Annotated in this window: 17 protein-coding genes and 3 pseudogenes; 6 read left to right on the top strand and 14 right to left on the bottom strand. The window is 60.3% G+C overall.

The window, feature by feature from the left end; genetic code table 11:
- Window positions 1–26 precede the first annotated feature (26 nt).
- Entirely contained in the window at window positions 27–2660 is a 2634-nt protein-coding gene (locus LJU32_16470) for an excinuclease ABC subunit UvrA (protein WKV87339.1), read from the top strand.
- A 123-nt stretch (window positions 2661–2783) separates the two neighbouring features.
- Here the strand turns inward: LJU32_16470 and LJU32_16475 are convergent, their stop codons facing one another.
- The 6 genes from LJU32_16475 to LJU32_16500 are packed head-to-tail and all read right to left on the bottom strand — an operon-like array spanning window position 2784 to window position 8214.
- Entirely contained in the window at window positions 2784–4727 is a 1944-nt protein-coding gene (locus LJU32_16475) for a response regulator (protein WKV87340.1), read from the bottom strand.
- The gene (locus LJU32_16480; GenBank protein WKV87341.1) at window positions 4717–5592 is read right to left on the bottom strand and encodes a histidine kinase; all 876 of its coding nucleotides are present in this window, start codon (window positions 5590–5592) and stop codon (window positions 4717–4719) included. Before LJU32_16480 ends, LJU32_16475 begins: the two co-directional genes overlap by 11 nt.
- Window positions 5585–6598 (bottom strand): ATP-binding protein, encoded by a 1014-nt coding sequence (locus LJU32_16485; protein WKV91125.1) that lies wholly within the window; start codon window positions 6596–6598, stop codon window positions 5585–5587. Before LJU32_16485 ends, LJU32_16480 begins: the two co-directional genes overlap by 8 nt.
- Window positions 6595–6999 carry an anti-sigma regulatory factor gene (locus LJU32_16490; protein ID WKV87342.1) on the bottom strand — a complete coding sequence of 135 codons (405 nt, stop codon included), beginning with the start codon at window positions 6997–6999 and terminating at the stop codon, window positions 6595–6597. The genes LJU32_16485 and LJU32_16490 overlap by 4 nt, the downstream gene beginning before the upstream one ends.
- Entirely contained in the window at window positions 6996–7358 is a 363-nt protein-coding gene (locus tag LJU32_16495; GenBank protein WKV87343.1) for an STAS domain-containing protein, read from the bottom strand. Before LJU32_16495 ends, LJU32_16490 begins: the two co-directional genes overlap by 4 nt.
- Before the next feature lie 4 nt (window positions 7359–7362).
- Window positions 7363–8214, bottom strand: a complete 852-nt coding sequence (locus tag LJU32_16500; protein WKV87344.1) for an STAS domain-containing protein — start codon at window positions 8212–8214, stop codon at window positions 7363–7365.
- A 260-nt stretch (window positions 8215–8474) separates the two neighbouring features.
- Here LJU32_16500 and LJU32_16505 point away from each other — a divergent pair, with 260 nt between their 5' ends.
- Window positions 8475–8738: a hypothetical protein gene (locus LJU32_16505; protein ID WKV87345.1), complete on the top strand. Its 264-nt coding sequence runs from the start codon at window positions 8475–8477 to the stop codon at window positions 8736–8738.
- 56 nt (window positions 8739–8794) lie between these two features.
- On the opposite strand, the pseudogene LJU32_16510 reads toward LJU32_16505, so the two are convergent.
- Window positions 8795–9315, bottom strand: a pseudogene (locus LJU32_16510) (DUF4142 domain-containing protein).
- Window positions 9316–9519: 204 nt separating this feature from the next.
- Here LJU32_16510 and LJU32_16515 point away from each other — a divergent pair.
- Window positions 9520–9774 carry a DUF465 domain-containing protein gene (locus LJU32_16515; protein WKV87346.1) on the top strand — a complete coding sequence of 85 codons (255 nt, stop codon included), beginning with the start codon at window positions 9520–9522 and terminating at the stop codon, window positions 9772–9774.
- A 370-nt stretch (window positions 9775–10144) separates the two neighbouring features.
- On the opposite strand, the gene LJU32_16520 is transcribed toward LJU32_16515, so the two are convergent.
- From LJU32_16520 to LJU32_16530, 3 genes and pseudogenes are all read right to left on the bottom strand, one after another.
- Complete coding sequence (locus LJU32_16520; protein ID WKV87347.1) at window positions 10145–11221, bottom strand: SMP-30/gluconolactonase/LRE family protein; 1077 nt, start codon at window positions 11219–11221, stop codon at window positions 10145–10147.
- Window positions 11218–12360 (bottom strand): annotated as a pseudogene (locus tag LJU32_16525) (SRPBCC family protein). The gene LJU32_16520 and the pseudogene LJU32_16525 overlap by 4 nt, the downstream one beginning before the upstream one ends.
- A 113-nt stretch (window positions 12361–12473) precedes the next feature.
- Window positions 12474–13337: a LysR family transcriptional regulator gene (locus LJU32_16530; protein WKV87348.1), complete on the bottom strand. Its 864-nt coding sequence runs from the start codon at window positions 13335–13337 to the stop codon at window positions 12474–12476.
- A gap of 350 nt (window positions 13338–13687) precedes the next feature.
- Here LJU32_16530 and LJU32_16535 point away from each other — a divergent pair, with 350 nt between their 5' ends.
- Both LJU32_16535 and LJU32_16540 read left to right on the top strand, forming a co-directional pair.
- Complete coding sequence (locus tag LJU32_16535) at window positions 13688–14164, top strand: MbcA/ParS/Xre antitoxin family protein (protein WKV87349.1); 477 nt, start codon at window positions 13688–13690, stop codon at window positions 14162–14164.
- Window positions 14161–14655: an RES domain-containing protein gene (locus tag LJU32_16540; GenBank protein ID WKV87350.1), complete on the top strand. Its 495-nt coding sequence runs from the start codon at window positions 14161–14163 to the stop codon at window positions 14653–14655. The genes LJU32_16535 and LJU32_16540 overlap by 4 nt, the downstream gene beginning before the upstream one ends.
- A gap of 104 nt (window positions 14656–14759) precedes the next feature.
- Here the strand turns inward: LJU32_16540 and LJU32_16545 are convergent, their stop codons facing one another.
- Together LJU32_16545 and LJU32_16550 are read right to left on the bottom strand one after the other, a co-directional pair.
- On the bottom strand, window positions 14760–15077 hold the full coding sequence (locus LJU32_16545) for an SCP2 sterol-binding domain-containing protein (GenBank protein ID WKV87351.1): 318 nt from the start codon (window positions 15075–15077) through the stop codon (window positions 14760–14762).
- 63 nt (window positions 15078–15140) lie between these two features.
- Window positions 15141–15851, bottom strand: coding sequence for a histidine phosphatase family protein (locus LJU32_16550; protein ID WKV87352.1), 711 nt, complete (start codon window positions 15849–15851; stop codon window positions 15141–15143).
- Window positions 15852–16055: 204 nt separating this feature from the next.
- Between LJU32_16550 and sohB the strand changes: the two genes are divergently transcribed.
- Window positions 16056–17087 (top strand): protease SohB, encoded by a 1032-nt coding sequence (gene sohB / locus LJU32_16555; protein ID WKV87353.1) that lies wholly within the window; start codon window positions 16056–16058, stop codon window positions 17085–17087.
- 67 nt (window positions 17088–17154) lie between these two features.
- Here the strand turns inward: sohB and LJU32_16560 are convergent, their stop codons facing one another.
- Both LJU32_16560 and LJU32_16565 read right to left on the bottom strand, forming a co-directional pair.
- Window positions 17155–17649, bottom strand: coding sequence for a DUF934 domain-containing protein (locus LJU32_16560; GenBank protein ID WKV87354.1), 495 nt, complete (start codon window positions 17647–17649; stop codon window positions 17155–17157).
- A pseudogene (locus LJU32_16565) lies at window positions 17633–19290 on the bottom strand (nitrite/sulfite reductase). Before LJU32_16565 ends, LJU32_16560 begins: the two are co-directional and overlap by 17 nt.
- Window positions 19291–19597 lie beyond the last annotated feature (307 nt).

Genomic DNA, 19597 nt, shown 5'->3' on the forward strand with positions numbered 1-19597 from the left:
CACTGTTTTCCAATCAAGGCAGGTCGATGACTTCCAAGCGCAATTCCAAAGCACCCGCCGGCATGGTCCGTGTGCGCGGCGCCCGCGAACATAACCTGAAAAACGTTGATGTCGATATTCCCCGCGATGCGCTGGTAGTGTTCACCGGCGTCTCGGGATCGGGCAAGTCATCGCTGGCGTTTTCCACGCTGTATGCCGAGGCCCAGCGGCGTTATTTCGAATCGGTGGCGCCGTACGCGCGGCGGCTGATCGATCAGGTTGGCGTGCCGGATGTCGACTCCATTGAAGGACTGCCGCCCGCCGTCGCCCTGCAACAGCAGCGCGGCACGCCGAGCGCGCGTTCCTCGGTGGGCAGCGTGACGACGCTGTCGAGCCTGATCCGCATGCTGTATTCCCGTGCCGGCAGTTACCCGCCGGGACAGCCGATGCTGTATGCCGAGGACTTTTCACCGAACACACCGCAGGGTGCTTGCCCGGAGTGTCATGGATTGGGCCGCGTCTATGAAGTGACCGAAGCGCTGATGGTGCCGGACCCCAACCTGACCATCCGCCAGCGCGCCGTGGCCTCTTGGCCGTTGGCGTGGCAGGGGCAGAACCTGCGCGACATCCTCGTGACCATGGGTATCGACGTCGACATTGCGTGGAAGAAATTGCCGAAAAAGCAGCGCGACTGGATTCTCTTCACGGAAGAGACGCCGACGGTGCCGGTGTACGCCGGGCTGACCCCGGAAGAAACCCGCGTCGCCCTTAAACGCAAGATGGAACCGAGTTATCAGGGCACCTTCACCGGCGCGCGGCGCTACATCCTGCACACCTTCACCCACTCGCAAAGTGCGCTGATGAAGAAGCGTGTTTCGCAATTCATGCGCGGCAGTCCGTGCCCATTGTGCGAGGGCAAGCGGCTCAAGCGCGAGGCGTTGTCGGTGACCTTTGCCGGCTACGACATTGGTGAGCTGTCGCAGATGCCGTTGCTGCAAGTGGCCGAAGTGCTGCGGCCGGTGGCAGCTGCAAATTATCTTGAACAGGCCGAAGAGAACGGCGACACCCTCAGTCATGCGCAAACCCGCGAGGCCCGCCAGCAACGGGTCGCCCATGGCGCCAGCGGTCATGCCAGCGCACCGGACGTGCGCCACACGCCGAACCTGTCGCTGGAGAAACGCTTGGCTGCGCAGCGCATTGCTGAAGATCTGCTGGAGCGCGTCAGCACGCTGACCGATCTCGGCCTGGGTTATCTGGCGCTGGAACGCAGTACGCCGACGTTGTCGTCGGGCGAGTTGCAGCGTTTGCGCCTGGCCACACAGTTGGGGTCGCAGCTGTTCGGCGTCATGTATGTGCTGGATGAACCGTCTGCCGGTCTGCACCCGGCGGATGGCGAGGCGCTGTTCGAGGCCTTGCAACGGTTGAAGGCTGACGGCAACACCTTGTTTGTGGTCGAGCACGATGTCGAGACCATGCGCCGTGCCGACTGGTTGATCGACGTCGGCCCGGCAGCGGGCGAGAAGGGCGGGCGCGTGCTGTACAGCGGTCCGCCTGCGGGACTCGCTGATGTTGCCGATTCGCAGACTCGCGCTTATCTGTTTGCCGAAAACCAGCGCCCTGAGCGCACCGCGCGCAAGCCGAGCGGGTGGCTGAAGCTGGACGGCGTGACGCGCAATAACCTGAATAATCTCAGCGCCGAATTTCCCTTGGGCTGCTTCACCTCGGTGACCGGTGTGTCTGGCTCCGGCAAGTCGAGTCTGGTCAGTCAGGCCTTGCTGGAACTGGTCGGCACACAGTTGGGCCGTCCGGTGGCCGAGGCCGAGTCAGAAGAACCGAGCCTGGAAGATGACGCGCCGCCGCCCAGCACCGGCCAGATCAGCGCCGGCCTGGAGTCGATCAAGCGCCTGGTACAGGTTGACCAGAAACCGATCGGCCGGACACCGCGTTCCAATCTGGCGACCTACACCGGGCTGTTCGACAACGTGCGCAAGCTGTTCGCCGCGACTCCCGAAGCGCAAGCGGCAGGGTATGACGCCGGGCAATTTTCCTTCAACGTCGCCAAGGGCCGTTGCGCCACTTGCGAGGGCGAGGGCTTTGTCAGTGTGGAACTGCTGTTCATGCCCAGCGTGTATGCGCCATGTCCGACCTGCCACGGCGCGCGCTACAACCCACAGACATTGGCGATCCTCTGGCAGGGATTGAGCATTGCCCAAGTGCTGCAATTGACAGTCGATGAAGCGGTGACGGTGTTTGCCGAACAGGCAGGAATCCGCCGTTCGCTGGAAGTGCTGCGCGATATTGGTCTGGGTTATCTGCGCCTCGGGCAACCGGCCACGGAATTGTCCGGCGGTGAGGCGCAGCGGATCAAACTCGCCACCGAATTGCAGCGCAGCCGGCGTGGCGCGACCTTGTATGTGCTGGATGAGCCGACCACGGGATTGCACCCGAGGGATGTTGATCGGTTGCTGGAACAACTCGATACGCTGGTGACGGCGGGACACACGGTTATCGTGGTGGAGCACGAAATGCGTGTAGTGGCGCAGAGCGACTGGGTGATCGACATCGGCCCCGGCGCCGGTGATCAGGGCGGCAGAATTGTCGCCGCCGGCACACCGCAAAAAGTCGCCGCGAGCAAAAAGAGCAAGACTGCGCCGTTTCTGGCTCGGGCTTTGAGCCGATAACTGCTGCGCCTTGCTGGCCGCCATCGCTGGCAAGCCAGCTCCCACAGGAATTCAAGTTGTTGCCGAAAATCTGCGCACACTGATGCCCCTTGTGGGAGCTGGCTTGCCAGCGATGGCGCCAGTTCAGGCGCCATCGATTGTGCGGCGGACTTTGTCGAGCAGTTCGCTGATCTGGAACGGTTTGACCAGCATGTCCATGCCGGTGCCAAGGAAGACCTGGCGGTTGAGCGCGGTTTCGGCGTAGCCGGTCATGAACAGGATCGGCAGCCCTTCGTGCCAGCCACGGGCAACATCCGCCAGTTCACGGCCGCTCATGCGCGGCAAGCCGACGTCGGTCAACAGCAGGTCGATCGACGGGTCGTTCTGCAAGCGCTCCAGCGCCGATTCGATATCCGCCGCTTGCGTGCAGCGATAGCCGGCGTCTTCCAGCACTTCGGTAACGAACAAGCGCACCGTGGCCATGTCCTCGACGATCAGCACATGCTCACCACTGCCTTTGGCATCAGGCACGGGCACAGGCGCGTCGGCGCCGGTCGGGTCGTTGGTGCCGGGCAGCATGATCGTCACTTCGGTGCCACGGCGGGCAACGCTGCGAATGTGCGCGTCACCGCCGGACTGGCGGGCGAAGCCGTAAATCGTCGACAGACCGAGCCCGGTGCCCTGGCCCAGCGGCTTGGTAGTGAAGAACGGCTCGAACACCTTGTCGATCACGTTGTGTTCGATGCCGGTGCCGTCGTCGCGTACCGACAGCGCCACGTAAGCGCCATCGGCCAGATTCGGATCGCCGTGGGAATAAGCGGCGTAAGTATTGACCCAGATATTGCCGCCGGAGGGCAGGGCATCGCGGGCGTTGATCACCAGGTTGAGCACCGCGCTTTCCAGCTGCACCGGGTCGACCAGGGCAATCGCAGGTTTGTTGGTCAGCTCCAGCTTGAGATTGATGCGCTCACCGATGGTGCGCACCAGCAATTCTTCCAGCGAGCGGACATGCTCGTTGATGTCCACCGGCCGTGTATCGAGCGGCTGCTGACGGGCAAATGCCAGCAGACGATGGGTCAGCGAGGCCGCGCTCATCGCTGAGTTCAGCGCTGCTTCGGTGTAGAACTGCACCTTGTCCAGACGCTCATCGGCCACGCGTTTCTGGATCAGTTCCAGACTGGTGATGATCCCGGTCAGCAGGTTGTTGAAGTCGTGGGCGATACCACCGGTAAGCTTGCCCAATGCATCCATTTTCTGCACTTGCAGCAATTGCGCCTCGGCGTGCACGCGTTCGGCGACTTCCTTGGCCAGTTGCGTGGTGGTGTCATCCAGCCGTGCGAGGTGCGAACGCTCGCGCCGGCGGTGTTCGGTGACATCCTCGACAAACACCAGGCTGAGCTCTGGCGTGCGATACGGCGAAATCTGCCATTCGGTTTCGCGAATTTCACCCTGCACGCTCATGTTCAGCGTGCCTTTCCAGCGCTCGCCGTCGACCAGACGCAGACGCAGTTCATCGAGGATCGAGCATTGATCTTCGGCGAAGCATTCACGCAGCGCCTGCGGATCGCGGTTATCGACGATCAACTGGGAGAAGGCGTGATTGCATTCATGCACTTTCAGATTGGCATCGAGCACGGCGATCGGCGCTGAGACGTTAGCGAAAATCTCGCGGAAGCGCGCCTCACTTTCGCGCAAGGCATTTTCCGTGTCGCGCACCCGCAGCAGGGTACGCAGCGTCGCCAGCAGCACATCGGGGTCGACCGGGTGAATCAGATAGGCATCGGCGCCGGCGTTGAGTCCGGTAATGATGTCGCCGGTCTGGATCGACGCCGCCGACACATGAATGACGGGTAGCAGCGCGGTGCGCGGGTCGGCGCGCAACAGGCGGACGATGTCGAAACCGCTCATGTCCGGCAGGTTGACGTCGAGGATCAACGCATCGAGGGCTTCGCTCTCGATCAGGGCCAGGCCGTCGCTGCCGGTGCCGGCTTCGAGCACCGTGTAGCCATGGCGCTCCAGGCGTCGGCGCAGGGCGTAACGGGTGGCGACGTTGTCATCGACGATCAACAGGCGGATGTCACGATTCATCGACGTTCTCCAGAGCGATCGCCAGCGGGATGATGACAAAGAACGTCGAGCCCACGCCCGGCGTACTGTCTACCCCGACTTCACCGCCAAGCAGGGCGGCGAAACGCTTGCACAGTGACAGGCCCAGACCGGTGCCGCGCAGACGCTTCTGCAATGGCGAATCGACTTGGGAGAAGTCCTCGAACAGCGTGTCATGCAACTCGGCCGCGATGCCGATGCCGGTGTCGCTGACGGCAAAGCGCACCTTGTCTTCGCCTTCCAGTCGCGCCGACACGCGCACTTCGCCACGGGTGGTGAATTTCAGCGAGTTGGAAATGAAGTTGCGCAGGATCTGCCCGAGTTTCTTGTCATCGGTATACAGGCGCGGCAGGCCCAGCGGCTCTTCAAAGATCAGATCCACCGCCGAAGCATCGACGATTGGCCGGAACATCCCGCGCAGCGCCGAAAACAGGTCGAACATGTCGAACCAGGCCGGCGAAATGCTGATGCGCCCGGCTTCGATCTTGGCCAGATCGAGCAGATCGTCAACCATGTCGCTGAGCTCGCGGGCAGCGGTGCTGACGAAGGCTACCTGCTTGTGCTGTTCAGGGCTGAGCGGGCCGTCGAGTTCGTCAGCGAGCAGACTGTTGATGCTCAGAATCGAGCCCAACGGCGTGCGGAATTCATGGCTCATGTACGACAGGAAGCGGCTCTTCAGATCTGAGGCCTGACGCAACTCGTCTGCCTGGTTGTCGAGTTCAGCGTATAGCGCCAGTACGCCTTGGTTGGTCTCATCGAGTTCTTCGCGCAGGGCAGTGTTTTCACGTTGCAACTGTGCGATGAGCGCCGCCTGTTCAGCAGGGCTCAAGGTTGCCGATTCAGCCATGGGTGGCCTCCAGGTCAACGACCAGCACCGTCACGTCATCGCGGCCACGACAGAAATCGCGGTGCAGGACGCTGGCTATCACGGCGGGATGGCGATGCACCAGACCGGGGTAGTCTTTGAGGTTCCAACGGGACTGTAAGCCGTCGCTGTACATGATCAATAAATGTCCGTTCACGTGAGCATAGTCAAAAGGTTTGGCTTTACGGTACTGGCCGCCGACGATGCCGGGATGCGAGGCCAGCCCGCGTGATTTTTCCGGGTCGAGCAGGCTGGCGCCGATATTACCGACACCGGCGAACGTCAGGCCATCGCGCTGGCTGTCGAATTGCGCGAAGGCCACGGCGCCGCCGCGGGTGCCGAGCATTTCCTGATGCAGGTCTTCCATCAACACCACGGGGTCGGCAAACGGCGCTCGGGCGAATGCTTGTGCCCCGGCCAGGCCTGCGCGCTCGGCGTCTTCGCCATGACCGAGACCATCCACCACCAGCGCGCTGATCCGCGCGCCTTCATACGCCAGGTGCCAGACGTCGCCGCAGGCTGGATCGGCATGCAACGAATGCTGGCTGACGCCGAAGCGGACATCAGCCTGACGATCGCTACGCGCAAAGATCCGCGCCAGCAGCACGGCGCCACGGTGGTCGGCATAGACGTCGAAGACGTTGGTCTGCCGCGACACCGCGCCCAGGCCAATGCCTTGCGTGCCGCCCGTGGAAAAACCGTCCGCCAGACAGGCATCCAGATCAAAGCCCTGAGCCCGGTCTACCGTCTGCATTTCAATGCCGAAAGCGTTGCCTGGCCGCGCCAGTACACGCAGGTGAAACTCTCCGCGCTGGGCATGCTTGAGCACATTGCTCGCCAGTTCGGTCGCGACCAGCGCCACGCGCCCGGCATCGTTTTCGTCGAAGCCGTGCTGCTCGGCGAGTTTCTGCGCGGTGCGTCGGGCGTGACCGATCTGGCTGCTGTCCTCGATCGGAAAAACCTGGGTCAACGACCCAGCGATATTCATGTCCATCGGGTGATCGTTATGCGTGTGCCTTTGCCGGGCTCAGTGTCGAGTTCGAATTCATTGACCAGGCGCTTGGCACCGGTCAGGCCCAGGCCGAGGCCGCTGCCGGAGGTCCAGCCGTCGGTCATCGCCAGTTTGATGTCGGGGATGCCCGGGCCCTCGTCGCGGAAGGTAATGCGCAGGCCGACCCGGCCGTTTTCCTCGAGGATCTGCCAGTCCATGTCGCCGCCACCGCCATACACCATGGTGTTGCGTGCCAGCTCGCTGACGGCGGTGACCAGTTTGGTCAGGTCGATCAGGCGCATGCCGCACTCGGTGGCGAGCTTGCGCGTGGTCTGGCGGGCCAGCACCACGTCCTGTTCAATCAGGATGGGTTGAGTACCGCTGCTGCGCACGGTCATTGCAGGCGTACTCGATCCTGCAGCAGTTTCATTCCGCGTTCGACGTTGAGCGCGGTGCTCACGCCCGGCAAGGTCATGCCCAACTCAACAAGGGTGATTGCCACGGCCGGTTGCATGCCGACCAGCACGGTTTCGGCGTCCATGATCTTCGACAAACCGGAAATCGTGCCGATCATGCGTCCGATGAACGAGTCGACCATGTCCAGCGCCGAGATGTCGATCAGCACGCCACGCGCCGAGGTCCGGCTGATACGCTCGGATAGATCGTCCTGCAGGGTCATGGCGAGCTGGTCGTGCATGTCGACCTGAATGGTCACCAGCAGCAAATCGCCCATCTGAAGAATCGGAATACGCTCCATCGGCTCAGACCGCTTTGCCGAGGCTGATGCCCAGGCGAGTCAGGGCCAGTTTCAATGCGTCGGCCAGATTGGCCTTGGTCACCACACCTTGCAGATCCAGACCCAGGTGCACGATGGTTTGCGCAATTTGCGGACGCACGCCACTGATGATGCAGTCGGCGCCCATCAGGCGAATCGCGGTCACGGTTTTCAGCAAGTGCTGAGCGACCAGGGTGTCAACGGTCGGCACGCCGGTGATGTCGATGATGGCGATTTCCGAACCGGTGTCGACGATGCGTTGCAGCAACGATTCCATTACTACTTGGGTGCGCTGCGAATCGAGGGTGCCGATCATTGGCAGGGCGAGGACGCCGTCCCACAGCTTGACCACAGGGGTCGACAGTTCCAACAGCTCTTCCTGCTGACGCTTGATCACCGCCTCGCGGGATTTCTGGAAGGTGCCGATGGTGTGCATGCCGACCGTGTCGAGCAGTTCGGAGACTTCCAGCAGTTGCTCGGCGAGCAGTGCCGGCTGGTCCTGATAATGGTTTTGCAGCAGGGCAAACAACGGACCCTTCAGGGCGAAGATGAAGTTGGCGGTTTGCTGGGAATCCTGGCCGAGCAGGGCGCGGCTCTGCGACAACTTTTCCAGGAACTGGCGGGTGTCTTCCCAGCCTGCAGCGGCAATCTTGCTGCCGTTGCCGTTTTCCAGACCGGCCAGCAGCAAACTCAGCAAGTCGCGGGTTTGCTGAGCGAGGTCGTGCTCCTTGAGATTGCGCGTGGCGCCGCTGGCTTCGAGGCGTTTGGACCATTCGCTCAACAGTTGAGCCTGGTTGTTCTTGATTGCTACAACTGTGCTGTTCTGCAGTGCTGCCATGTGCGTGTCGCTCCGTTACGTATTGGTGCCGGCTCAGCGAAATGACCGGCGCGAATTGACTGACATTCGCCGCTTGAAATAGTTGTTCACCCAGCGGCGAATTTTTCCGCCTGTCGCGTCGAACGCCCCGCTAACTCTAGTCGGCGTGGCAGCAGGCAACGATGTTTTGAACGAATCTGCGGCGTCAGGCTTCGAATCTGCATGCCCGACGTTTTCCAGTCGTGCTGGAAGAAGGAGGCAGGACTATGAATGAGGTGGATATGAACGAGCAAGCGCCGCAACAGCAAAATCAGTCCTCTGAGTCGATTAACCGCAATGATCCCGCCATCGACCCGCAGACACCGGGGCAAAATACCCCCGCGCCGGCTGAAGAAGGACAGGCGGACAGCGCGGCTGCCGAGGTCGATCAGAAGCAGCATCACAATGACAACAGCAACGACTTCAGCCCCGGCTTCAAGCCTGACCCGGACCGTCCTGAACCGGGCGAAAGCACCGATGCCGATATCGATACCGATGGCGGTTGATCGCTGAAACGCAAAAAGGCCGCATCGAAGGAAGCGGCCTTTTTATTGCCGGGCGGTTACTTGCTCGGGTGTTTGGCTTGCAGCTCTTTGGCATGGGCCAAGTGTTTTTCCAGCGCTGGCAGCATTTTCTGCGCGAACGCTTTCAGCTCCGTAGCGCCTTTGGTCTTGTCATCGGTCACGGTGTTCGCCTGTTTCTTGAACAGCTCGATTGTTTCCTGGTGAGCCATGACCTGGTTGTTAGCGTAGGCCGCATCGAAGGATTCATCGCGCATGTCGAGAATCTTTTCCTTGGCCTGTTTGACCAGGGTAGTGGTGTCCGGAACCTCGATGTCGTTGGCTTTGGCAATCGCCGCCAGTTCGTCGTTGGCCTTGCTGTGATCGGTGATCATCTGGTTGGCAAAGGCTTTGATGTCAGCAGACTGGCTTTTTCCAGAGCCAGGCGGCTGGTTTCGATTTCAGCGATGCCACCGGCGGCGGCGTTATCGACAAAATCGTTGTCGGTCGCGGCAAAGGCGCTGCCCATACCGGCAGACAGTGCAACAGCCAGAGCGAGATGACGCAGGTTGAATCCGTCCATTGGGTATCTCCACGCAGGTTTTTGTGAGCGTTATCCAATGGAGCGAGCGCACCAGCCAAAGGTTTTATCGCATTTACGACAGGGCGACGAACGGCAACCGCTGGTCTGACAGGGTGTCGACAGAAGCTGTTGCGCAAGGCCATGCTGATAAAGAGTCAGCGCATCGGTCGCGCTGGTTGTCGATCAATTTGATGGAGGTGTTTCATGCCGGTTTCACATGATCTGTATCAGGACTTGGGTTGCAAGAAGGATGAGATCGAGCAAAAGCGCTCCGAGGATCCGAAGCTGGATTCGCTGCTCAACAAGTATTTCGAGGTGGATGCTGAAGTGGTCGAGGCCGAGAACGCCCAGTCAGACGCCCCCAGTGACGACGAATTGAAGAAGCTCAAAGAGAAGCGCGTGATCGTCAAGGAGCAGATCGTCGCCCGGTTGGCCGGGCAGCCGCTGACCGGTCAGTAATTACCTGACCCGTGGTCGCCATCCGAAGGGAACGGCGACCACCCACGGCACCTCCAATGTGCAGAGTTTGCAAACCATCGACTCGTTGCGAGGTGCCTCATGAACGATCCGAAATTCCCCAGTGAAGAGCAGGGCGGCTTCGACCCGATTCCGACCCGCCCTGAACCGAACAGCCCGGCGCATACCACTGCGCATCCGGAAAAACCGTGAAAGAACTGCCGGAGGATGAAGATCCGGAGAAGTTCGACCGGTCCAGCAACTGACAGACCGCCTTCGCGAGCAGGCTTGCTGCCACATTGAAAGGCATTTCCCCTGTGGGAGCGAGCCTGCTCGCGAATGCGTCAGTCCATTACATGCACATCCCTCAGGCTCACTTCAGCGCCGAATCCAACCCCATCCGCCCCATATGCGTGGCCTTCAACGATCCAAAGTACAACCACTGCCCATACTCGCGCACGGTGGTAATCGGCGAGTAATTGCCTTCGCTCGCGTCTTGCAGACTGGCAATCACCTTGCCGTCCAGATCCAGCCCCAGCACGAATCCGCGCTTCTCCACAGGCTTGGGCAGAATCGTCAACGCCCTCACGATCATCTTGCGTACGAACGGGTGCTGCGCCGTGCCATCGAGTAACGCGTTGCGCGGCGCGTACAACGCTACCCAAAAGCGATTGCTGCCATTGAACGAGAGGTTGTCCGGAAGCCCCGGCAAGTTGTCGATGAACACATCATTAGTGCCTGCCTTCGGCCCGCTCAGCCAGTAGCGGCTGATGCGATAAGCGCCGGTCTCGTTCACCAGCACGTAGGCTTCGTCCGGGCCCAGGGCGACGCCGTTGGCGAACTGCAGCTTGTCGAGCAGCACGCTGGTCTTGCCGCTCTGAAAATCGTAACGCAGCAGGCGCCCATCGGCGCCGTGTTCGATGATTGCCTCGCCGTCATGGCCGTAGCCCCAGCGGCTCGAGGCATCGCTGAAATAGGCATAGTGGCCGGACTTGTCGACCGCTACATCATCAGTGAAGCCAAATGGCACACCGTTGGCCTCGGTGGTCAAGGGAATCACGCGGCCCTGCGCATCCAGCGACAACAAGCCTTTGACCGCGTCGGCAATCACCAGCATGCCGTTCGGATGACGGGCCAGGCCCAACGGGCGGCCGCCGGTGTCGGCGAGTACCTTGCGCTGCGTGCCGTCGAGGCTGCTGCGGATGAGCCGGCCGTCATGCAATCCGGTGATGAGGAATTCGTCTTCCAGCAGCAGCGCCTCAGGCCCTTCGATGTCGCTCGGCCCGACCTTTGCCACGGCTTTCAGGCGCTGGTTGTCCGCGTAGATGCCGTCTTTCAATGACGGCGCCGGTGGCGGTGTCCAGGCCACCGGTTCGACCTTGGTCGGCAGCAACAACAAGAAGGCGATGACCAGAGCGATCAGCAGGCACAGCACATAACGTAATTTCACGCGCTGGCCCTCGCCGCGCCGATGTACTGCGCGGTCGTGTCGCGCAGGGCAAGCATGGACGCGGCAGACTCGCGTTCAATGCGACGCTTGAGCAACAGGCGATTGGCGAAACGCATGAGCAAACCGTCAAAGCGATATTCCAGTGTGCGCACGAAACGCGTGCCGCCAGCCTCCGCCGAACACTCGTAAGTCAGCTGTAGCGACAGGCCCTGATCACTTTGCGCCCGTGCGCACCAACGCCGACCCGGCAGATATTCAGTGACCTCCCAACGCAAATGGCCGGCCCGTCCCCGGCATGGATGTCCTCTTCGAACCGCGCGCCGGCATGCAGCGGTCCTTGCGGACCGTCAATCTTCAATGAGGAGGGATGCCAGTCCGGCCAGTGACTGACGTTGGCGGCATAGGCCAGCACAGCGACCGGCTCGCCGGCGATATCGATCTGGTGCTGCATGCGCGTCATGGGCATTTGCGAATCACTCAAAGGGCGGGTTCCGGCTCGCGGTACAGCGTGCCGAACAGGTAGTCCATCAAGGGCAGAACGATGTTGAAATTGCGCTCCTGCATGCGCTCGCGGCGGTGATGCAGTTCATGCAGACGACGCATCTGGCGGATCCACGGCAACCGGGTCAACGGATTTTTCGGCGGCAAATGTTCGCAGGCATGGAACACTTCGTAGAGCAGATAGCCAAGCACCATGCACCCGGCGAACAGCCCGGCGACATTGGCGTTGACCTGCGCGAGCAGCCACCACAGGGGCAGGGTGATCACCAGGGTATGAATGACGATGAGCCAGGCTGGAAACAGAATCACCCGCCAGTCCCGCGCGCTGTCGTAGGTCATGTGACCGGGGGTGAAAAAGCTGTGATGGTCGCCGGCATGCCGCGCGTAGAACATCTTTGCGAAGGTTTTTTGTGATGGCCCAAATGGCGATGGACCATGTACACGCCGAAGTTGAACAACAGCAGGGTCAACGGCACGGTCAGCCATTCCAGCCAACTCACTGAATGCACCGTGCGCCAGAAAGCAGCCACCGCCAGAAGCCCGAACAGCAAGACAAACGTGCCGTGCAGCCACGGGTTGTACAAAGGATGAATGGCCGCACGGTAGCGGCTACGGAATGCCTCGGTGGTCTGCCTCAATGCGTTTCACCTGTAGGTATTGTTGTTATACCCGGCAGATTAGCCGATCCGCTGACTTGTGCAGAGCGAACCTTGAGGTCACAAATGCCATGCTCAGGACTGCAAGCGCGGGATCAGCTCAACGGGTTCCAGCGTTGCGACCAGTCGTCATCGGTGCGGATCACTTCGCGCAACAGGTCGAAGGCCTGTTGCAGCACTGCCGAGTCGCGATCACGCGAATACACCAGATAGGTCGGATAACCGAATTCCGGCGCTTTGGTGACGGCTTCCAGCGCGCCGGTTTCCAGATAAGTGCGCACGACCCGGGTGCGGAAATAGCCGCTGCCGCCGTGTTCGAGGATGTATTGCAGGGCCAGCGGGCCAAGGTTGAAGCTCAGCGCGGCTTTGGCTTTTTCCGGTAGGGCGGCGTCGTGCTGGCGGCGGAAGTCCGGTCCCCAGTCGATGTAGACGTATGGTTCGGGACGCTCGGGCGCGCGCACCAGAATCAGTTTTTCTTCCAGCACTTGTTCGACCTGCAGACCCGGCCAGTATTCCGGCTGATAGACCAGCGCGGCATCTAGCACACCAAGTTCGAGCTGACGCAGCAGATTCTCGCCATCGCGGATTTCCATGCGCAGCGCGTGGCCGGGGATTTTCTCGCGCAGTTCCGCTGCCCAACTGAGCATCAGCGGGTTGCACAGGCTGACCTCGCCACCGATGTGCAGCACGTTGTGATACCCCTCGGGCAGCGGCAAGTCGCGGCGGGCGGCTTCCCAGGTCTGCACCAATTGATTGGCATAAATCACGAACGCTTCGCCATTGGCCGTCAACTTCGCCCCGGCACGATTGCGCACGAACAGCGTGCTGCCCAACTGGCTCTCGAGCTTCTGCACCCGCGCGGTGATCGCGGTTTGCGTGACGAACAGCTTCTGCGCAGCGGCGGCGAGACTGCCGTGACGGACGATTTCGAGGAAGGTGCGGGCGAGGTCGATGTCCATGGGGCGGGGCCGGTTTCTGGAGGTGGGGCGCATTGTAAGTCAAAAGCCCCTCATCCCACCTTGAAAGCAACAACGGATTGAACCGCTGAAAATTGCGTTTGAGTCCTACGGAAACAGGAGCGGTTTGATCAGATTTGGGGATGTTTCTAACGACTTTTTCAGGTTGGTCGTCGGACGCCGGGTCTATAGCATCAGTCCTGACATTGAAGTCATCGAGCGCACAGATCGCTCTGGACCCGGACAAAGGATGGACTATGCGAATCCCACTGATTGAAAGCCATACGCCTGCTTACTCGTCTCGCCATTACTGGCGCGACGATCGCGCCAGGTGTCCCTCGGAGGACGTTGCCATGCCGAGCGCCAAAGTGCCCCGGCTCACGGGCTTGAAGAAGCTCGAGGGCAAACCTCTGGAGTTGCTGTTGCGTGGGCAGGATACCGGCGACGATCCGATGCTCATCCTGCGCTGCACAATCGAAGGATTTGAGCTGCTTGATGTGGTGAACATGATCGCAACCTCCGAGCTGTACCAACAGGGAGAGATGGTCAAACGTATCACCGGCAAATCTGTGAGAACCGTGCGACGTCTGCTCAAGGAAGGCGCGTCGGTGCGCCTGGACACGCCGCAGAGCGTCATCGCCTACCAATATGCCGCTGCGCTGGAACTGGCCATCGAAGTATTCGGGCGTCAGGCCAAGGCCGAATCATGGCTGGAGCAACGCGCTACTTACTTCTACGGTTATGTGCCGCTCGATCTGGTTGGACATGCGCTGGGCTTCAGGATGGTGGAGGAGTATCTGAACCAGATCAAATACGGGGTTTATCAATGAACCCCTTGCCCTGGGATGATCGCTGGTACGCCTGGCGGCTGGATCGCGAGGTGTACAGCGAGACCTGGGACAGCGGCCTGGGGTCAAAACGGGACGGTGGCCGCTGGAACACGCCCGGCCGCAGAGTCGTTTATGCGTCGGTCGACCCCTCCACGGCGATCCTGGAAGTGGCCGCCCATGGCAGTTTTGATGCGCTTGATCAGGAGCCCTATGTGTTGACCTGTTTTGAGATCACCCACGACGCCAGCGTCAGAATCGTGCAGCCGGAAGATGTGCCCAATCCGCATTGGCTCACCCCGATCAAAACCTCGCCCAACCAGCGAAAGTTTGCCGATGCGCTGTTGGCCGAACACCCGTTTATTCTGGTTCCATCCGTGGCAACACGGCACTCGTGGAATTTGCTGGTGAGCTGCGATCTGGCGGAGGGTCAGTTCAGAATGGTTTCGCAAGAGCGGTTTGGGCTGGATACGCGGTTGTTGCAGGAAGGTTGATCGTACCTCCGCGAGCGGAGCGCGAAGCCGAGCCCTGCGCTGATCTCCTGCATGAACGACAAATCCCGTCACAAGGACGGGATTTGTTTGAACCAGGCTGCTTCTTACGAAGGGAACAGCTCGGACAGTTTCATCGACAGCATCATGTCGCCTTCAACGCGCAGCTTGCCGCCCATGAAGGCTTGCATGCCGTCGGTTTCGCCGCTGACGATGTCTTTCAGAGTCTGGCTGTCCAGCACCAGCGTGCAGTTGGCGTCCGGGTTTTCGCCTTCCTGGATGTCGCAAGTGCCGTCTTTGACGATCAGGGCGTATTGCTTGTCTTCGTCGGTGATGTTGAAACCGAAGACCAGGTCCAGACCGGCAGCGGCGGCTGGGTTGAACTTGGCTTGCATTGCTTTTACGGCATCAGCTACGGAGGTCATGGTTCGATCCTTTCTTGGTCATGGGAGCTGGGTGGTTACAGCCAGGGTCACAGTAAGCCGGACTCAGCGAAAAGTGATGAGTTCCGGGGCCTTCAGCAGTTGCAGGTGTGCGTGACTGTTGAAGGAAGCCAGAGCCACCTCGCGACCACGAAACTTAAGTTGGTTGAGCGAGGTGTTGACGATTTGCCAGTTCAGTTCAAACGCCTGTCTGGCAGGCATCTGCGTAATCAGGTGGAGCAGGGCAGTGATGGTGCCGCCGGAAGTGAACACGGCGATTTTCTGGTTCTTTTGCGCCAGATCGAGGATGCGCTGCAGCCCGGCCTGAACCCGCTCGACGAAACCCAGCCAGCTTTCCAGTCCCGGTGTGTCGTAGGTGCCAGCAAGCCAGCGCTCGACGATGAGGGCGAAGATGCGCTGGAATTCGCCACGGTTCTGTGCGGCGTTGCGCAGGATGTCGAGGGCTTCCGGCTCCTCCGGCAGCATGGCGGGGAGCAGGGCGCGGATCACCGCATCGGCGTCGAATTCGTTGAAGGCGGAATCGGTTTCCAGAACGGGTACCGGCAGGCCTCTGGCGCTGAATTGCTCAAGTGCGCTGGTGGCCGTGTGCTGTTGACGACGCAGGTCACCGGCAAGGCAACGATCAAAGCTGATGCCCAGATCGGCGAGGTGCTGGCCGAGGATTTCTGCCTGACGCACGCCGGTCGGTGACAGCACGTCGTAATCGTCTGCACCAAAGGAGGCCTGGCCATGTCGTATCAAGTAGATGCTGCCCACGTCCGCGTCGTCCCGGTACGTTGAAGGTCAGGCGAGGTTATGAGGATGGCGTAAGGCTGTCAATGAAAAAACATACGCTTGTTTGAAATGCCCGTTACAGGCGTGTTGCCAGAGGTTTCACGGCTGGCCGATGAGCCGGCGCATGGGTATGCTGGAACCATTCCGCGTGTATTACATGTTCACGCATTGCTTTGAGGAGTCTCTGTGGATTTTTTCACCGAATACGCCAGCTTCCTGGCCAAGACCGTCACGCTGGTGATCGCCATTCTGGTGGTGCTTGCCAGTTTTGCTGCATTGCGCAGCAAGGGCCGGCGCAAATCGGCGGGCCAGTTGCAGGTCAGCAAGCTCAATGATTTCTACAAGGGCCTGCGTGAACGCCTGGAGCAGACGCTGCTCGACAAGGACCAGCTCAAGGCTTTACGCAAGGGCGAAGCGAAAACCGATAAAAGTGCGAAGAAGCAGAAGAACAAGCCTGAGACCAAGTCCCGGGTATTCGTGCTCGACTTCGATGGCGATATCAAGGCTTCCGCCACCGAGAGCCTGCGCCACGAGATCACCGCGCTGCTGACCCTGGCCACGCCGAAAGACGAAGTGGTTCTGCGTCTGGAAAGTGGCGGCGGCATGGTGCACAGCTACGGTCTGGCGTCATCACAATTGGCGCGCATTCGCGACGCCGGGGTGCCACTGACCGTGTGCATCGACAAGGTTGCTGCCAGCGGCGGCTACATGATGGCGTGCATCGGTGACAAGATCATCAGCGCACCGTTCGCCATTCTCGGTTCGATTGGCGTAGTCGCGCAGCTACCTAACGTCAATCGTCTGTTGAAAAAGCACGATATAGACTTCGAAGTGCTGACCGCCGGTGAATACAAACGCACTCTGACCGTGTTTGGCGAAAACACCGAAAAGGGCCGCGAAAAGTTTCAGGAAGACCTCGACATCACCCATCGCTTGTTCAAAAACTTCGTCGCCCGTTATCGCCCGCAACTGGCGATCGATGAGGTGGCCACCGGTGAGGTGTGGCTCGGTATCGCTGCGCTGGAAAACCAACTGGTGGACGAACTGAAGACCAGCGATGAATACCTGGCGCAAAAGGCCAAACTGGCCGAGGTCTACCATCTGCACTACGCCGAGCGCAAAAGCCTGCAGGAACGCATCGGCATGGCCGCCAGCGGCTCGGTTGACCGCGTGCTGCTGAGCTGGTGGAGTCGCCTGACCCAACAACGCTTCTGGTAAACAACAGGCATAAAAAAACGCCGGTCAATGACCGGCGTTTTTCTGTCCGCACCCAAAGCCCTGAGGCTTAACGCCGACGGAACAACGGCAGCGGTTCGTCACTGGCAGCCTGGTAGGTCACCGAGAAGTCCTTGAGACCTTCCAGCGCTTCGTACGGGTCTTTATCCGCGCGAATGGCGAAGGCGTCGAAACCGCAACGATGCATGTAGAACAGTTGGTCCCGTAGAACATCGCCAATTGCGCGCAGTTCGCCTTTGAAGCCATAACGGTCACGCAGCAGACGGGCGTTGGAGTAACTGCGGCCATCGGTGAACGCCGGGAAGTTAAGCGCGATCACTTGAAACTCACTGACGTCTTCACCGATTTCTTCGGCTTCTTCGTCGGCATCCAGCCACACGCCCAGACCGCCATCGCGGGCCTTGAGCATGCGGCTGTGCTCGCGCCACAACTGCAGAGGAACGATCAGATCGTCGCAGTTGCTGATCTCGTCGATGTTGAAATCCTTCGGCAGCAAGTGCCAGGTCTCGTCGACGACTTCGTTGTTCTTAATGATTCGCTGCATAGACGCGTTCCTTGAAGAGGTCGATGCCAATACGCTGATAGGTGTCGATGAAGCGCTCGTCTTCGGTGCGTTGTTCAACGTACACATCGATCAGCTTCGAGATCACGTCAGGCATGGCTTCCTGTGCGAAGGACGGGCCGAGGATCTTACCCAGGCTCGCATCACGGCTGGCGCTGCCGCCGAGAGAAACCTGATAGAACTCTTCGCCTTTCTTGTCCACGCCGAGAATGCCGATGTGGCCAACGTGGTGATGACCGCAGGCGTTCATGCAACCGGAGATGTTCAGGTCCAGCTCGCCGATGTCGAACAGGTAGTCCAGGTCATCGAAGCGACGCTGGATCGACTCGGCAATCGGGATCGACTTGGCGTTGGCTAGCGAGCAGAAATCGCCGCCCGGGCAGCAGATGATGTCGGTCAGCAGGCCGATGTTCGGCGTGGCGAAACCGCCTTCGCGCAACTCGCCCCACAAGGCGAACAACTGACTCTGCTCGACATCGGCGAGAATGATGTTCTGCTCGTGGGAGGTGCGCAGTTGACCGAAGCTGTAGCGGTCGGCCAGGTCGGCAACGGCGTCGAGCTGCTTGTCAGTGATGTCGCCGGGGGCAACACCGGTCGGCTTCAACGACAGCGTTACGGCAACATAGCCCGGCTTCTTGTGCGCCAGGGTGTTGCGGCTGCGCCAGCGAGCGAAGCCCGGATGTTCTTTATCCAGATCGGCCAGTTGTGCGGTCTGGTTGTCGAGGGTCTTGTAGTCCGGATCGACGAAGTGCTTGGCAACCCGATGCAGTTCGGCCTCGGTCAGCGTGGTCTGGCCACCGCGCAGGTGTTCCATTTCCGCATCGACTTTCTGCGCGAACACTTCAGGCGTGAGCGCCTTGACGAGGATCTTGATCCGCGCCTTGTATTTGTTGTCACGACGGCCGTAGCGGTTGTACACACGCAGGATGGCGTCGAGGTAGCTCAGCAGGTCTCGCCACGGCAGGAATTCATTGATGAACGCGCCGACCACCGGCGTACGACCGAGACCACCGCCGACCAGCACGCGGAAGCCCAGCTCGCCAGCGGCGTTGTAGACCGGTTCCAGACCGATGTCGTGAACTTCAATGGCTGCGCGGTCGCTGGTCGAGCCATTCACGGCGATCTTGAATTTGCGCGGCAGGTAAGCGAATTCCGGGTGGAACGTGGTCCACTGGCGGACGATTTCGCACCATGGCCGTGGATCGATCACTTCATCGGCGGCGACGCCGGCAAACTGGTCGGTGGTGACGTTGCGCAGGCAGTTGCCGCTGGTCTGGATGGCGTGCATCTGCACGGTTGCAAGTTCAGCGAGAATGTCCGGGATGTCTTCCACCGCCGGCCAGTTGAACTGCACGTTCTGCCGCGTACTGATGTGGGCGTAGCCCTTGTCGTAGTCACGGGCGATTTTGGCCATCATGCGCACCTGGCGCGAAGTCAGTTGGCCGTAAGGCACCGCCACGCGCAACATCGGCGCGAAGCGCTGGATGTACAGGCCATTTTGCAGGCGCAGGGGCGGAATTCTTCTTCGCTCAGCTCACCTGCCAGATAGCGTCGGGTCTGATCACGGAACTGCTTGACGCGGTCCTCGATGATCCGCTGATCGTACTCGTCGTATACGTACATATAAGTCCTGTTCTCAGGCTTGGGCTACTCGGAAAACGCTGCGTTTTCGCTTGCTGGAGTCCGATGATGCCTCTGCAATTCTGCGCGCACGGCCGCGCACTCCGTCACGGAGCCGGGGCAATATACCCGTTTGCAGTTATGCGCAAAAGTGATGTTTGAGTATATGTAAAGAACCAAATCGCCTAACGCGAATGCCGGTCATCTAATCCACATTTGTCGTGCGGACAATCATCGTCTTTACTCTGATCGAGTCTTTGTGCAATCACCGATAAAACCGACAAGAGGCGATGCAATGAGCAACCCGACC

It is taken from the genome of Pseudomonas sp. B21_DOA (genome assembly GCA_030544685.1).
GTDB lineage: Bacteria > Pseudomonadota > Gammaproteobacteria > Pseudomonadales > Pseudomonadaceae > Aquipseudomonas > Aquipseudomonas fluorescens_AO.